15 protein-coding genes are annotated in these 15,016 nt (G+C 59.0%); 6 read left to right on the top strand and 9 right to left on the bottom strand.

The window, feature by feature from the left end; translation table 11 throughout:
* Positions 1 to 212: 212 nt before the first annotated feature.
* The 3 genes from IB263_RS31030 (at position 213) to IB263_RS31020 (ending at position 3,831) form a co-directional block, all read left to right on the top strand.
* On the top strand, positions 213 to 1,520 hold the full coding sequence (locus tag IB263_RS31030; protein WP_029742848.1) for a hypothetical protein: 1,308 nt from the start codon (positions 213 to 215) through the stop codon (positions 1,518 to 1,520).
* Positions 1,507 to 2,286, top strand: a complete 780-nt coding sequence (locus tag IB263_RS31025) for an ATP-dependent Clp protease proteolytic subunit (protein ID WP_029742847.1) — start codon at positions 1,507 to 1,509, stop codon at positions 2,284 to 2,286. The genes IB263_RS31030 and IB263_RS31025 overlap by 14 nt, the downstream gene beginning before the upstream one ends.
* 450 nt (positions 2,287 to 2,736) lie before the next feature.
* Positions 2,737 to 3,831, top strand: coding sequence for a PHB depolymerase family esterase (locus IB263_RS31020; RefSeq protein WP_029742846.1), 1,095 nt, complete (start codon positions 2,737 to 2,739; stop codon positions 3,829 to 3,831).
* 220 nt (positions 3,832 to 4,051) lie between these two features.
* Here IB263_RS31020 and IB263_RS31015 read toward each other — a convergent pair whose 3' ends face one another.
* On the bottom strand, positions 4,052 to 4,819 hold the full coding sequence (locus tag IB263_RS31015; RefSeq protein ID WP_127890995.1) for a hypothetical protein: 768 nt from the start codon (positions 4,817 to 4,819) through the stop codon (positions 4,052 to 4,054).
* A 1,259-nt stretch (positions 4,820 to 6,078) separates the two neighbouring features.
* Here IB263_RS31015 and IB263_RS31010 point away from each other — a divergent pair.
* Both IB263_RS31010 and IB263_RS31005 read left to right on the top strand, forming a co-directional pair.
* Positions 6,079 to 6,333 carry a type II toxin-antitoxin system HicA family toxin gene (locus tag IB263_RS31010; protein WP_029742844.1) on the top strand — a complete coding sequence of 85 codons (255 nt, stop codon included), beginning with the start codon at positions 6,079 to 6,081 and terminating at the stop codon, positions 6,331 to 6,333.
* On the top strand, positions 6,330 to 6,686 hold the full coding sequence (locus IB263_RS31005) for a type II toxin-antitoxin system HicB family antitoxin (protein WP_029742843.1): 357 nt from the start codon (positions 6,330 to 6,332) through the stop codon (positions 6,684 to 6,686). The genes IB263_RS31010 and IB263_RS31005 overlap by 4 nt, the downstream gene beginning before the upstream one ends.
* Positions 6,687 to 6,932: 246 nt before the next feature.
* On the opposite strand, the gene IB263_RS31000 is transcribed toward IB263_RS31005, so the two are convergent.
* Complete coding sequence (locus tag IB263_RS31000; protein WP_029742842.1) at positions 6,933 to 7,586, bottom strand: hypothetical protein; 654 nt, start codon at positions 7,584 to 7,586, stop codon at positions 6,933 to 6,935.
* 352 nt (positions 7,587 to 7,938) lie between these two features.
* On the opposite strand from IB263_RS31000, the gene IB263_RS30990 reads away from it, so the two are divergent.
* A complete protein-coding gene (locus tag IB263_RS30990) occupies positions 7,939 to 8,427 on the top strand; it encodes a DUF1016 N-terminal domain-containing protein (RefSeq protein WP_029742841.1) in 489 nt (162 codons plus the stop codon).
* A 597-nt stretch (positions 8,428 to 9,024) separates the two neighbouring features.
* Here the strand turns inward: IB263_RS30990 and purU are convergent.
* From purU to IB263_RS30955, 7 genes are read right to left on the bottom strand one after another with little or no spacing between them, the layout of a single operon-like run.
* Positions 9,025 to 9,909: a formyltetrahydrofolate deformylase gene (purU, locus tag IB263_RS30985; RefSeq protein WP_029742839.1), complete on the bottom strand. Its 885-nt coding sequence runs from the start codon at positions 9,907 to 9,909 to the stop codon at positions 9,025 to 9,027.
* Positions 9,910 to 9,928: 19 nt separating this feature from the next.
* Positions 9,929 to 10,810, bottom strand: coding sequence for a bifunctional methylenetetrahydrofolate dehydrogenase/methenyltetrahydrofolate cyclohydrolase FolD (gene folD, locus IB263_RS30980; RefSeq protein ID WP_029742838.1), 882 nt, complete (start codon positions 10,808 to 10,810; stop codon positions 9,929 to 9,931).
* Positions 10,810 to 12,003, bottom strand: coding sequence for an NAD(P)/FAD-dependent oxidoreductase (locus IB263_RS30975; RefSeq protein ID WP_029742837.1), 1,194 nt, complete (start codon positions 12,001 to 12,003; stop codon positions 10,810 to 10,812). The genes folD and IB263_RS30975 overlap by 1 nt, the downstream gene beginning before the upstream one ends.
* Positions 12,004 to 12,056: 53 nt before the next feature.
* Positions 12,057 to 13,058: an inositol 2-dehydrogenase gene (iolG, locus tag IB263_RS30970; protein WP_029742748.1), complete on the bottom strand. Its 1,002-nt coding sequence runs from the start codon at positions 13,056 to 13,058 to the stop codon at positions 12,057 to 12,059.
* 18 nt (positions 13,059 to 13,076) lie between these two features.
* Positions 13,077 to 13,901 carry a 3-methyl-2-oxobutanoate hydroxymethyltransferase gene (locus tag IB263_RS30965; RefSeq protein WP_029742749.1) on the bottom strand — a complete coding sequence of 275 codons (825 nt, stop codon included), beginning with the start codon at positions 13,899 to 13,901 and terminating at the stop codon, positions 13,077 to 13,079.
* Positions 13,902 to 13,905: 4 nt separating this feature from the next.
* Entirely contained in the window at positions 13,906 to 14,685 is a 780-nt protein-coding gene (locus IB263_RS30960; protein ID WP_029742750.1) for a TIM barrel protein, read from the bottom strand.
* Positions 14,686 to 14,689: 4 nt separating this feature from the next.
* Complete coding sequence (locus tag IB263_RS30955) at positions 14,690 to 15,001, bottom strand: MocE family 2Fe-2S type ferredoxin (RefSeq protein WP_029742751.1); 312 nt, start codon at positions 14,999 to 15,001, stop codon at positions 14,690 to 14,692.
* Between the last annotated feature and the right edge of the window lie 15 nt (positions 15,002 to 15,016).

The following is a 15,016-nucleotide window of genomic DNA, read 5'->3' as shown; positions in this document are numbered from 1 at the left end:
ACCACCAACTGCCGGAGGACGCGATAGTTCCTAGGTGATTTACGTGCGTGCGCTTCTGCTTGGTGCCGTTGAACCTTATCCGCGACCGGCGCGCTTTGGTTCGTCCCAATCAATTAGAACGGATGTCCGGGACGCGGTGTTAAACCGGCCTTTATTCCGCCCGCTTCTTGATCCTCTTTTAAGGAATACTTTCCTTCTACGGAGACTGGCCCATGGCGACCGGCGCATCCCAGCGATTGCACGACGGGGTCGCCGCCGTCGAAACGATGACGCGGTTTGCCATTGCCGTCCTAGCCCTTGCCTCCGGCGTGTACACTTATCTCGGCGTGCGCAGCATCCTGGACGGTTCGCCAACGGCGATCTTCTTCGCAGCGATTATCTACTCGGCCTCCGTCTCGGTCGGCATCTACGCTTTCTGGTCCTATATGGCGCGCTTCTTTCCGCATATCACGACCCATACGGGCCGCGCCGCCATGCTCGGTGTGATGGCCATCGGCGCGGTCATGATCATGGCCATGTCAAGCTGGCTAAATGCTGCTGCACTAGCAGGTTCTGCGGCACTTGAGCAGCACCTGGCCGAGACGGTGGAAGACTATACCGCCGACCTCGACCAGGCGCACCAGAACGCACTTGCTGCCCAGAGTCTTCTGCCCGATATCCAGCGCGCCTCCGAGCGCTTTGCTCAGCTGGCGCTTTCGGAACGGCAATCGGGCGCTCTGACCGGTACGACCGGTTCAGGAAGCGTCGTTCAGTTGCTGTCGCAGATGTCAGCGCAGATGAAAGATCTAGAGAACGGCATCAACGCCTCGCGCGAACAGGTAACGACGTTGTTCGAACAAGGACAAAAGCGGCTTGAGACCATGCGCACGCTGGTATCGGCGCCCGGCGCCATTGAACCGCGTGCCGACCAGTTCTCCTCGGAAGTCGTGGCGCTCACCGGGGTCATAGCCTCGCTCGGACAGACTTCAATTGCTCCTTCGATCCGTCGCGCGGCCGATGATCTTTCGCTCGGCTTTATTGCACCTGTCGCCGACGGTGGCGATGCCGACCTAGTTGACCGCCAGGACAGGGTAATGGCGACAGTGCGCGCTTCAGTAGCGGCCCAGTCGAAGGTTCTGTCCGACGCCGCTGACGAGATCCTTGCGCGCGCACCGGTAAAGGAGCGAAGGTTCGTTCCACTATCGTCCGCCGAAGCAGTTTTGCGCTACGCTTCGGACTTTATTCCAGCATGGGCTGGCGCCATCTCCATCGATCTCCTGCCCGGTGTACTCGTGTTCATTCTTGCAGTCGTGCACGGCGCGATCCGAAAACAGGAAGAGAGGATGCCATTTGCCGAACGCATCACGGCAGCCGAACTCGTGCAGGCAATAGAATTGAAGCGTGCGCTGGCGGAAAGCGGCTCGGATCTGATGGAGGTTGCCGCCGAGCTTGAAGCGCAGAAAACTACGGAAGAGGCAAACAACATCACAAACCTCGACCCGAGAATACGTCCCAAGGATCGCCCACATGAGGATCGATGAACCGATCAAGGCCTTGAAGCGCCTGGACGATGGCACCGCGATGCGAGGCGTGTTCTATCTATTGCTGTCGGTGACGGCGATTTTTCTCATTATCGACGTTCGCAACATGGAAACCAGCCCCAAGCTGTCAACCCCCGACCCAGCCTACCAAATCCCTTTCCTGCCGCCTGCAGGAACCAAGGGGGATCCGAGCGATGCTGCGCAAAGCCCATCGAGCCCGGCCGAAGTGCTGAACAAGCCGATGACATTGGAACTTGGCCCCGGCGGCGTCCTGCTTGTCGAAGGTACCTTCGATCCAGGCGCGTCTTTGCGCTTTGCCAGAGAGATCGAAGTTCGCGGCGAGTATGTAAGAACCGTCGCGCTCAACTCCCCAGGCGGCTCAGTCGACGACGCGCTGGCAATTTCCAAGCTGATACGCGAAAAATCGTTGACGACGAAAGTTGTGTCGAGAGCACTTTGCGCATCCTCGTGCCCAATCGTGCTTGCAGGTGGCGTTGAACGCCTCGCGGAAAAAGACGCGGTGGTTGGAGTGCACCAGCTATTTAACGTCAGCAACGTCATACCTGCCGCAGACGAGGTCATGTCGACCACACAATCCGCCACCGCACGTGTCGCCCGCCATCTCGAGGCGATGGGCATTGCTGCTGAACTCTGGTTCAACGCTTTGGAAACGCCTGCGGATCGCCTTTATTATTTGACGGCGAAGGAAATGGCTGATTTTCGACTGACGACTACGCCCGCTTCGAGTTCCAGGAAGAGAAGTTAGGTCTCTACCGAGGATCAGCTCTACGCTAGGGCATGGACAATGGCGGGCCTCTTTGGTTGGGAATGATGGAGCGCAGGAGGGCGCAGCGATATCCAATCATTCAGGTTACGAAAGAACGGCGGCCAATCGAGGGGATTAAACGCGATCGGACACAGGAGGACTTAATACCGATCTTAAAGGCGGGCGTAGAGATCAGCGCGGGGTCGCGCCTCTTGACGCCCATTTCCTGGAAGCCGCCTCACAACGTTTCTGGGATCGTGTGCCGCAGCTTTGGCTGTCGAAGCAACCGCTGGCGCGATTGATGGATTTGCGTTCGCCTGGCGAAATCTCGCGCCTTCCATTGAAACGCTGCGTCGCAGCATTATATTGTGCACTGCAGCAATGATTACCGAGTGCTGCATGAGGCCGCTATGATAGCCATCCTGGCCGTTACGGCCTGGAGGTTTCGTTATGCGCTCCTTGTCTAACACCCTCGCTTTGCTCAAGCAGTTCCGCACCCATCCGGTCGACCCTTCTCGGGAGAGCCACTTGTCGGAATTCGAGGCCTTTGGACCGAACCCTGGCCAGCTTGAGGCAAAAGTTCATGTCCCATCGACAGTTATTCCACGACCGGCGCTCGTCGTCGTCTTGCACGGCTGTACCCAGACGGCGTCGTCATACGACACAGGCTCGGGATGGAGCAGATTGGCCGACGACTATGGCTTTGTCGTCCTCTTCCCGCAGCAGACCCGCAGCAATAACGCCAATCTTTGCTTCAACTGGTTCCAGCCGAACGATATGGCGCGCGGCGATGGTGAAGCGCTTTCAATCCGCCAGATGGTCGAGACCGCCGAAGCACGTTATGACATCGATACCTCGCGAGTTTACATAACCGGGCTTTCGGCAGGTGGAGCGATGGCCAATGTGATGCTGGCGACCTATCCCGAAGTCTTTGCCGGCGGCGCAATCATAGCCGGCCTCCCCTATGGCACGGCACACACGATACCCCAAGCGTTCGACCGCATGCGCGCGCAAGGCATTCCCGACACTAACACGCTTCAAAAGCTGCTTCGGTCCGCCTCCAAAACAACGGGCCCATGGCCGGCGATATCGGTCTGGCAGGGAACGCAGGACATGACCGTCAACTCGGCCAACGCAGATGCGATTGTCGACCAGTGGCTGGGCGTTGTTGAAACCCGAGGATCGCCCCGGGTAGACCAACCGACGTCGCGGCTTGAACGCCGGGTCTGGGTCAATGCCAACGGGGAGGAACGCCTTCAGCTTTACCGCGTCAAGGGTATGGGCCACGGCACACCGATCGATGCGAAAAGTGGGTACGGTCGGGCAGGGCCCTACATGCTTGACGTCGGCATTTCGTCGACCGAGGAAATTGCCAAATCGTTCGGGGTTGCGGCGCCATCCTTGAGACAGGTGAACCCAGGCGTCGCCACTGACGTCGCTATCCCCAAGGCTCGGAGCAACGATAATCCGAGTCCCAAGGGACCGGCGGACGGCATTCGGCGGACGATCGAAGACGCGCTACGTGCAGCGGGTCTGATGAGATAACACCGCGCACACTTCCTTCGTGGCCACCCGCCCTTTTGATCTGACGACTCGCCGCGTGGAGATGCCTCAAACGGCGAGTGACGCCGGCGCAGCGAACATCCAATTTACAAGGTCGCCCACCCTGATGGGCCGTACTCTCAGCCCTCACGCTATGCGGTAGGTCCAGACGATTTCTTGAAAAGCGGCCACATCGAGCGGCGACGGCGCGCACATCTAGCCGTCACTCCATACCGCATACCCCGCGACTGAGCCGATACGGACGGTTGCACTCCCAGCCGTTTCCGGAACGATCCAGATGTGCGTTGTCAGGAAGATTGATCTGTGAACATACCGATCCCTTTGCTTCAAATCCGCGGTCACATTTCCATTTCTGGCCATAGGAGTTGTCCGCAAAGGTTGCATTTTCGGGAACCTTTACAGCAACACAGGCCTGATCTTTCATTTCAAATCCACGGTCGCACAACCATTCATTGCCGCTGGTGGTCAGGTAGGCATGGTCAGGAACGATCAGTGCGACGCATTTGCTAGCGATGACCTGATACCCCCGTTCACAGATCCAGCCCTCGCCATAGCTCGAATCCGTCAGATACGCCTTGTCCGGCACCTCGATGAGGTCGCATTCAGTATCGCGCTGACGATATCCGTGCATGCACTTCCACCGGTCACCAGAATAAGAGTCGAGAAAAGCATTGGCGGGCAGCCGAACCGCAAGGCACTGGCCGTCCTTTTCGGCAAACCCGTAATCGCATTCCCAGCCGTTGCCATAGGAAGCGTATGTCAGGAAAGCATTGTCGGGAGCCGTCACAGCAACGCAGGAATCGGCCTCTTGTCGGAATCCACGATTGCACTCCCATCCCGATCCGTAGCGTTTTGCTTCGGAATTTGCTGGCACCGACCCTTGACCATATGCCCCAGGGATCAAGAGCAGAGTTGCGGATAGAAGAACGCTCGCCTGTATAGCCAACGCTAGGAAGAACGGTTGAAGCATGTCCTTATGTCTCCAAATGGGCGGTTGAGTGGTCACAGAAGTGTGAAGCCATTGCGGCCGGCGCTTACCTGCGCCCATCGGTTCGTCCCAACCAATGCCAGATTGTCGTGGCTGGGAACATACTGCGCATAGCGCTGTGCAGTTCGCAGCCTCAAGTGTCTAGGACCGACCGGATTTTGCTGGATCGCAAGGCGAAAATGTCTGTTCGGTGGAGGACATGGCGCCCCCTTGATTGGGGCCAGGGTATCGAACCCTCATACAGCAGCGCCCGTGACATCTGCTACTGGAGACTGGACACTGCGCCTTTGTCATTCGAATAGCAACCGCTCTTTACCCTTATTTGGTTTGCCTGCCGAACGCCCCTAGCAATCATGATTTCCATGTTTCCATGCTTTGATCGAGCACGAACCGGGTCGTCCCAAGGCGGTCGGTCATTTTCCGTCGCGAGAAGGGTTGTTACGTCGCGACGGCGGCACGTCAGAGGCCGCACACCTTGCCGGCTAGTCGGCGCTGACTGTCGGCATGAGTTGCGCCGGCGTCTCAATCTTTTGCAAGCATTTCTCGAACTATTCGCGCCAGATCGTCCATGGAAAACGGCTTGGTCATCATGTCCATGCCCGGTCCGAGAAAGTCCGCGCGTGAGGATGCTGTTGCTGCATAACCCGTTAAGAACAGAACACGGAGGCCCGGCCTCCTTGCCAGAGCCACTCAGCGCATGTTCTCCGTCTTCGGCTTCGATCGTCCTGTATCCAAGTTCCTTCAGAACGTCGACGATCAGCAGCCTCACGGCGCTGTCGTCTTCCACAACGAGCACGACCTCACCTTCACCCATCAGACTCCCGTGTTGGGACGGAGCCGAGCCGATGCTTGCTTTGTCGGCGCCTGACCCATCCGGGAGAAAGAGCGTGACTGTCGTACCCGTTCCCAGCTGGCTCGTTATTCGTGCGTGGCCGCCCGCCGACCAGTGACTTGAGTGCCGTTCGGAATTGGCCGGCCCAAGCTATTGTCGGCGTTGGGCCGAAAGTTTACCAACGAACCTCTGTCCTTGAAGAGAATCGAACCCGCAGCCGGATCTTTCCGGGCGTGCGACTTGCAAATGACTATGCCAAAAGTCACGAGCGCACGGATTTTCGCAGCATCACGGGTGCTCTGAAATCGGACCCATCGGGCGAGTCGCACCCAGGGCTCTAAACACACGGATCGTATTTGCATGAGAAATAATGCTTGCAGAATTAGCAAGCATTACTATGTTTGCTAGCATGAACAGCAAGCAGAAAAAGACTCTCGTGACGGTTTTCAAAGATCCGGTCTCGGGAACCATAGAGTGGGCCGGTATAGAAAACCTGCTTGTCGCTGCCGGCGCGAACGTCATCGAAAGAAACGGCTCGCGCGTTAAGTGCGAAACGGACGGCATAATCGCGAGCTTCCATCGTCCTCATCCCGACAAGGAGGCAAAACGTTATCAAGTTCGCGATGCTCGCGAATTCCTGACGCAAATTGGAGTAGAACCATGAACACCATGACTTACAACGGTTATCACGCTCGCATAGAATTCGACGCGGAGGACGAGCTGTTCTTCGGTAAGATTGCTGGCATTTCTGACGTAGTCGGGTTTCACGGGGACAGCGTTGCTGAACTGAAGAAGGCGTTCCATGAGGCTGTCGATGATTACCTTGAGACCTGCAAGAGCATCGGCAAAGAGCCTCAAAGACCCTATTCCGGCAAGATGATGTTTCGAGTTGCTCCCGAAGTGCATCGCCGAGCTGCTCTGGCTGCCGAACTGTCGGGGAAGAGCCTCAATCAGTGGGCCGAGGAGGCATTAGAAGAAGCCGCGGCGCACGTCGCGGAGGCCCGCCTTTCGGCATAGGCCATTCGCTTCCCCGCAAGGTCGGCCGGCAGGGCTCTCGTCCGGGTCGAGGTCAACGGTCGTCACCAACACTAGAATGAACTTGGGCGTAAGGAACCCTCAATTCATCCGAGGTCGGACGAAACCCGCGACGGGGCGACGATCCGAAGGTGCAGTTCAGTCGTTAGACAACTTTAGGCGGCCCAGAGCCTTTGCAAAGATCGCTTGCGGAGAAAGCCTGTCCAAGCAGGCCCATGGCAGTTGTTGCTACCTCGGTAGAAAATCCATGTTCGCAACGGGCCGACTCTGTCGGCGCAAGCCGGCTACCGGGATGCGGCGATTGTCGCCAGCTAAAACCTGAACCGCCTGCGTCGGGGTCATGATTACGGCGTTGGCAAATTCAAGTTTCTTCGGAAGGCGCGCAAAGCCTTCGTTGGTGGTCACGAACACATGGCGCCCGCCATTTTCATGTGCCCAGAACGCCTGAGCAGCGCCAAGGCAATTGCGCCAATGCCAAGCAGCGGCGCTGGACAGATCCTTTTTGTCCAAGCCGTAGCTCACCGCGTAGTCCGACCATCGTGCTGGCGTCGTCGGAAAAAGGGTTCTGAAGATAAGTCGCTCGCGCTCAATCGCCGCTTCATCACTCATAATAGAGAAACCATGGAATGAAAAACCGTGTCGCCCGATCGGCCGCAAGAGGCTGATGTGACCAAGTCCGAGCGCGCTCATTCGGCTTTCAAAGTCTGCAAATCGTTTTAGATGTGCGCCACCGGGCTGACGTTCATATGCGCTCGAAGCCAAAATGGCGACATCCGCCTCTCCACGCCTTGCGGCTTCAATCAACGTGCGAATGTCGCCGTGGGCCGATCTCTTCTCATCGATGTTGATGAGACAGTTGTTTTCGAGCGTAAAACTCCGCATCACTTCACCATGTTGCTCTAGTCATTCAATGCTCGCCATTTGCGAACCAAACCCCACACAACTCTCACTCTGGTTCTTAAAAGCGATGCGCGCATCGTGGACATTCGGCTTGGCAGTAAAGAACAAACGAACAAGCGATCGCTCGAAGGTAATAAGGACACAAATCGCCATGGCGGTCAGTTCCCAACGGAACATTAGGCGACGACAAACGCAAAAATCATGAACTCTCTCCGCTCAGCGGGGAGCTGCTTGTTCTTGTCCGCACGGGTCGGCTCGATCGGCCTGAGAGGTTGGATCTCCTACCAAGCCTCGAAGGCTGCCTTAAACGATCGTGCGCACCGCTTCAGGCGAGATGAGCCGCACGCGCGCCAAAGCGGCGGCGGTCAGCCGCGTCATCGATCGGCCCGCTGCGGACCTTCGGCGCGATTTCCCTGAAAAGACGGGGCTTTCGCCACGAAACCTCAAACACATGCGCGCCTTTGGTGAGGCGTTTCCCGACGAGCAAATCGTGCAACAGCTTGTTGCACAATTGCCCTGGGGCCATAACGTGAAACTCGTCGAGGCCCTGAAAAGCGATGGAGATAGACTGTGGTCTGTACACCAAGCCGTAGAACATGGGTGGAGCCGCAACGTCCTTGTCTATCGGACGAACGCCTCGCTGCTGCAGTTCACCAGTTCTGTCGCGGCGCGCGTTTGTTTGGGCAGGATTTCAATCGACCCGGGAAGCGATTGCGTTTCAGTCAAGACATGTCTGTTCATCCTCGCTCCGTCAAAAGCCATCGGCGCCAATTTTGGCGATGGCGATATCATCACCACGAGTTGGCCGTGTTCGCCTGCGTAAAACAATTTGCCAACCGCATCAGGCTGATGGCTGGCGCGATTTCGCGAGAAACCCGGCGATGAAATCGACAGTTTCGTCGCCTGATCTCAAGCCGAGATGTATGCTTTTCTGGATCCCGCTCTGACCGATGCGGACCGGACGGACGCCTAGCGCCGCCTCCCGGCGTACCAGCCAGTCGGGAATGGCGCTGCCCCCTCACCTCGCGGAGCAAAATTCTCCGAACTTCTTAGAGCCCTGACTCCGTTGGACGAGGTGGTTTCTAAATGCGGAGCACATCCCCGCAAAGTCTTCGTATCCGCACTGCCGTGCCAAGCGATGCACAGACGACGTCGACACGGAGCACGACGCTGCGACAGACTTCGCCGTGCCGAACGCGACGAGGTCGGGATGCTGGAGCAAGGCCCGCATGGTCTGCTTCAAGCCGGCCGGTAGTACGATCTCGCGCCTGATAATTCTCACCTTGATCTCCTCGACACTGAGGGTCGGCGTTAGCATCCCGCGTTGAGTTCCAGTCGAGTTTTCACCGGTTTGGATACTATCCATTGCATCGCCCTCCGACGTGATTGGCACCTGATCAATTCGGCCCGCGCAGGCCCCTCACCCCATGCGCTCTGATGCGTAACTCCCAGGCGAAGCCGGAAACACCACGGTTTTGTTGCCATTGAGGAAAACACGACCGTGAATGTGAGCGTGGATTGCCCGAGCCAAGACCTGAGCTTCAACGTCGCGCCCAAGGCTCACGTAGTCGTCGTTCGATTGACCATGGGTGACGCGGACGATGTCCTGTTCGATGATCGGGCCTTCGTCGAGATCGGCGGTCACGTAATGGGACGTGGCGCCGATGAGTTTCACGCCGCGTTCGAGGGCCTGCTTGTAGGGATTGGCCCCTTTGAAGGAGGGCAGGAACGAATGATGGATGTTGATCACACGGCCCGACATCTCCCGGCACATGCGATCTGAGAGCACTTGCATATAGCGTGCGAGCACGACCAACTCCGCCCCGGTCTCTTCGACAATGCGCATCTGTTCGGCCTCGCCCTGAGCCTTGTTCTCCTTCGTCACCTTGATGTGGTGAAACGGAATGTCGTGGTTCACAACGACCTTCTGATAGTCCAGATGATTGGAGATGACCGCGACGATGTCGATCGGAAGTGCCCCGATTTTGCACCTGTAGAGTAGGTCGTTCAGGCAGTGGCCGAAGCGCGAGACCATGATGATCACCTTGCGCTTGACCTTCTCGTCGAAGAACTCGAATTCCATGCCAAAACGGTCCGCAATCGGCTTAAACCCATCCTTCAGCATTTCTAGCGCCCGCCCCCCTTCGGAGCGGAAACTGACACGCATGAAGAAGTGACCGGTATCAGCGTCGTCGAACTGTGCGCTGTCGGTGATGTTGCATTCCTCTTCCGCCAGGAAGGAGGAGATAGCGGCAACGATGCCGCGGGTGGATGCGCAGCGCACGCGCAGGGCAAAACTCGACATTGGTGTTCCTCGTTGTGGATCAGGATGCGGCTGGTGCCAAGCTGCGCCTGAACGCCTGAAGCGTATTGGACAGAAGGCAGGCTATAGTCATGGGCCCGACCCCGCCGGGAACGGGCGTGATGGCGGCAGCGTGTCCAGCCTCGGACATCGCGACGTCGCCGACGAGCCGCACGCCATCTGCGTCGCTCAGCCGGTTGATGCCGACATCGATGACGACAGCACCCGGTTTGATCCAGTCGCCCCTGATCAATTCCGGCCTGCCGACGGCGGCGACAAGGATGTCCGCGCTCCGACAGATATCTGGCAAATTGCGGCTGCGGGAATGGGCGACGGTCACGGTGCAATTTTCCGCAAGCAACAGCTGCGAAAGCGGCTTACCGACGATGTTGCTTCGACCGACGACCACAGCATGGAGACCCGACAAATCGCCAAGACGGTCTTTGAGAAGCATAACCGTCCCAAGCGGCGTGCAGGGCACTAGCGATGCCTGCCCGGTCGCAAGACGCCCGGCATTGAGAACATGAAACCCGTCCACGTCCTTCTCGACGGCAATGGCGTTGATGATCGCCTCCGCTTCGATTTGCGCGGGTAGCGGCAGCTGGACGAGAATTCCATGAACCGAATGGTCCTCGTTCAAGCGCTCGATGAGTGCGACGAGTTTGGCTTGCGTCGTCTGCTCCGAAAGTCGAAACTCCAGCGACTTCATCCCGGCTTCAACGGTCTGGCGATGCTTGTTGGCGACGTAGACGCGGCTTGCCGGATCGTCGCCGACGAGGATGACCGCGAGCCCCGGAACCTCTCCGGTCACGTCTTTGAGCTTGGATACCTCTGATGCGATGTTGGCCCTGAGCTGCGCGGCGATTTGTTTGCCGTCGATATGGTGGTCCGAAACCGCGTCCATTACGCCGCAACCTTCAAAAGCGATTTCAGTCCTGAACCGGGACCGGCGAGCGCCTCAGGAGAACAGGAAGCACCCCTCTCGATCAGCTTCTCGGCGAGACGGATGTCACGGGCGACCGAGTTTCCAGGTCCGATGCCTGCCGCTGCCTGAAGCACATCATTCTCGTCCAGTTCGAAACGCAGCCAACCGCCATCGGTCAAGTCGCGGCGCACAGCGCGGCGCGACGGATCATGCAAGCCAACAGCCTGCAGACCGAGATCGAAATGATCCGACCAGAACCAGGGTAGAGCGTCGAAGCTTTCGTGCCCGCCGAGCATCACTTTCGCCGCGTGGGCGCCTTGGTCGCACGCATTTCGCCAGGTTTCGAACCGTGTGCGGCCGTAGCGAGGATGATCGACGACCGCACAGTCTCCTGCAGCGAGGATCGACGGATCCGACGTCACGAGCCGGCGATCGACCTCGATCCCGTTGGCGCAGGTAAGCCCGGCCGATAGAGCAAGGCTAACCTCCGGCTCGATGCCGACTGCAGCAATCAAGAGATCCGCTTCAATCCGATTACCGTCAGCGAGCACGACGGCCCCTTGTTCGAAGCGATCGATGCGAACGTCGAAATCAATCGTCGATCCAGCGTAGCGATGACGACCCAGGATCACGTCGGCGATTTCGGCTGGTACACCACGACCGAGCGCCCGCGGACCCGCCTCCAGAACGTGAACAGCCATGCCGCGACGGGTCAACTCCGCCGCCAGTTCGAGACCAATAAGGCCAGCGCCAATCATCACGGCGCGGCCCCCAGCGACCGCCTTCCCGTAGATCGCCTCGGCGTCCGCAAGAGTGCGCAGCATCAAGGCATGACCTGCGGGATCACAAGGCAAGCGCCGCGGCCTCGCCCCCGTCGCAAGCAGAAGACGGTCATAGGTCAGCCGTTCTCCCGTCGTCAGGATGACCTCTTTCGCCACCCGGTCGATCCGGTCCGCGGTACGCCCGAGCATGACCTCCACCCCGGCAAGGTCCACCGCGATCGGGCGGTGGAAAAGGCCCGTTTCGCCGTCGGGCTTGGAGAGGGCGGGTCGGTCGTAGGACGGCATCTGCTCGCCACCGACAAGGGTGACGTGGCTCTCGCCCGCGTCCCGCAATGTTGCAGCAGCGCGCAAGCCGGCTTCGCCCGCGCCGATGATGACATGGTTCGTCATTGTCGTTTCCGATTGTGAAAGGAGCGGCCCGAAGACTGCTCGGGGTCATCGCTTCAGCCGAGAACGGATCGAAGTGAGACGGGGGCGCCCGTTTTCACGGATAGTGTGGCGGCCTCCGCCATTGCCAGGGCGGCAACGCCATCGTCCAGCGTCACCGGCAGAGGTTTTGTGCCTGCAACCGCTTCGACGAAAGCAGCCCACTCCGCCGCATAGGCCGGCATGTAGCGCTCGAGGAAGAAATAGGTCGGCTTTGCGCCGATCACGCCCTCGGTTGTCGACTTCACCACGGTGTTTTCCACCATGTTCTGGGCCTGCAGCAACCCCTTGGAGCCAAGCAGTTCGAGGCGCTGGTCGTAACCGTAGACGGCGCGGCGACTGTTCTTGATTACGGCAATGCGGCCATCGGCGTAGGTGAGTGTCACCACAGCCGTGTCGACGTCGCCTGCCGAACCGATCTCCGGATCGACGATGGACGAACCGACCGCGGTCACCGTGACCGGTGGTGTCCCCATGATAAAGTTCGCCATGTCGAAATCGTGGATCATCATGTCCCGGAAGAGACCGCCCGAGACCTTGATATAGGCGACAGGCGGCGGCGCGGGGTCGAAGGAGGTGATCGAGAGAAGTTCCAACTTGCCGATTTCGCCCGCGTCTGCCGCCTTTTTTAGCGCCGAAAAATTGGGATCGAACCGGCGATTGAAGCCGATCATGACTGGTCGCCCGCTAGACAAAACTGTTCTCTGGCAGGCCTGCGCCCGCGCGAGGCTGAGATCAACCGGCTTTTCGCAAAGGACCGCCTTGCCGGCGGCCGTCGCCCGTTCGGTCAGGTCGGAATGGGTATCGGTCGACGTGGCGATCAGCACGGCATCAATCGACGGGTCGCCCAGAATAGCCGTCGTGTCGCGCGCTTCAGCGCCGTACTGCGCAGCGATCTTTTCGGCCGCGGCCATGTTGATGTCGGATACGGCAACAAGTCTGCTGCCGGAATGGCTGGAGATCGCCGTTGCGTGCACGCCGGCGATGCGACCCGCGCCGAGAAGGCCAACTTTAAGCATTTGATTTTCCTTTACTGATCAAAGACCGAGCTCGGTCTTGAATGCGGTCAATTCGGTGTCAGTGATTGCGACGTTGTGCTGCGGCTGCGGATAGGCGCCAGTGTTGACGTCATCGATGAACTCGCGGAACGCTGAGACGCGCTCCTTCTGCAACCGTTCGAATTCGGCTGCGAAATTGCGGTAGGCCTTGGCGTGCCGCGGCCTGTGGCCGTCGGTGTGGCCAAGCACGTCTTCTGCGAAGAGATACTGGGCGTCGGCTCCCGGACCAGCGCCCATGCCGAGCATGATCATGGATGTGTTTCTCGATATCAGCTCGCCGATCCGGTCCGGCACCACCTCCAGTTCAGCGCCGAAGCAACCGATGGCTTCAAGTTGCTTGACGTGACGGAAGACCTTGACCGCCTCCGCGGCCGTCTTGCCGACCGCCCGAAAGCCCGTCCAGGTAATGTAAGAGGGGATGAGCCCGACATGGGCGACGATCGGCACATGGTTGTCGCAGAGCACCTTCTGGATATCCAGCGACGCTGCGCAATAGAAACAGTCGCCGCCCATGGCAGAAAAGTGGAACGCCGCACGGAGATAGTCTTCGGTCGTTGCAAGCGGGCGACCCTCGAATTTGCCCCAACCACCGTAGGGCAGACCAATCTGCACGAAGCAGCGGCCGGCCGCCTCGCGCATCTCGGGCGAGAAGAAGCGACCTTCGACCGAGAGCATATGGATACCGGCAGCATCGGCCGCCGCCGCTTCCTCGAGCGTGGTGACGTAGAGCATGGAGATCTTTTCGCCGCGCGCTTTCATGGTGCGGATGTCGGCGACGGTCGGTCGAGTGTTCTTGTGAACCATGGAGCTATACCGTGAACGCGTTGCGGAAGGATTCGAGCGCGAATTCCGGATCACCGGAGGCGAAGGCCTCCATACCGACCGGTCCGGCATAACCCATCGCTTTAAGAGCACTAGCGATGCCCTTCCAATTGACCTCCCCGGTTCCGGGCTCAAAGCGGCCAGGCACGTCGGCGACCTGGATCTCGCCGATAAAGGGCAGGCATTTGCGGCAGAGTTCGATCAGGTTCCCCTCGCCGATCTGGGCGTGATAGAGGTCGAGATTGAGACGCAGACGCGGGTGGTTGACGCTCGCGACCAGAGCCAATGTGTCCTCGGCCCGACCGAAGGGTACGCCCGGGTGATCGACCGGAAGGTTGAGGTTTTCGAGCGTGAAGGTGACGCCCTCTTCCTCTGCCATCTCCACGATACGGCGAAGCGTGTCGCGTGCCCTCAGCCACATCGCTCCCGTTACGACCTCGATCGGCTGGACGGGAAGTCCGCCTTCGCCAAGACCGGTCCCGTGCAGATTGAGGCGCTGCACACCGAGCCTCTTGCCGATCCGGGCCGTCTGCCGTGCGGTTTCAAGGAGTTCCGCCGCTCCGTCGTCATCGGTGAGCCTGCCGCGCAGGTAGCCGTTCATGATGGTGAACGTCGCGCCGGTGGCCTCCAGTTTCGCCAGATCATGGTCGGGCCAGTTCCACAGGCCGACGCCAAAACCCATTTCCTTGAGGCGCGAGGCCCTCCATTCGATCGAGCGATCCCGCCAGATCATTTCCGCGCAAGCGGCCAATGCGAATTGTGTCATATCGTCAGATCTCTATGAATACGTCGCCGTTTTCGACCTTCACCGGCCAGGACTTCAGGTTGATGCAGGCAGGCGCACGCGTCGCCTCGCCGGTCTTGTAGTCAAAATGCGCGTTGTGCTTCGGACACTCGATGATGCCGTCCATGACGAGTCCATCGGCCAGATGCACACGTTCATGCGTGCAGATCCCGTCAATGCAGAAGTACTCGTCTTCCGGGCTGCGGATCACCAGAAATGAGCGTCCGCCATGATCGAAACGGAGTAGATCCTCAAGCTCGACATCGTCGGTTGCGCAGGCGCGGGTCCAAGTCCCCATGTCTTCATCCTTTGG

The sequence above is a fragment of the Ensifer sp. ENS03 genome, assembly GCF_014852035.1.
Classification (GTDB): domain Bacteria; phylum Pseudomonadota; class Alphaproteobacteria; order Rhizobiales; family Rhizobiaceae; genus Ensifer; species Ensifer adhaerens.
This window is presented reverse-complemented; position numbering and strand designations above follow the sequence as displayed.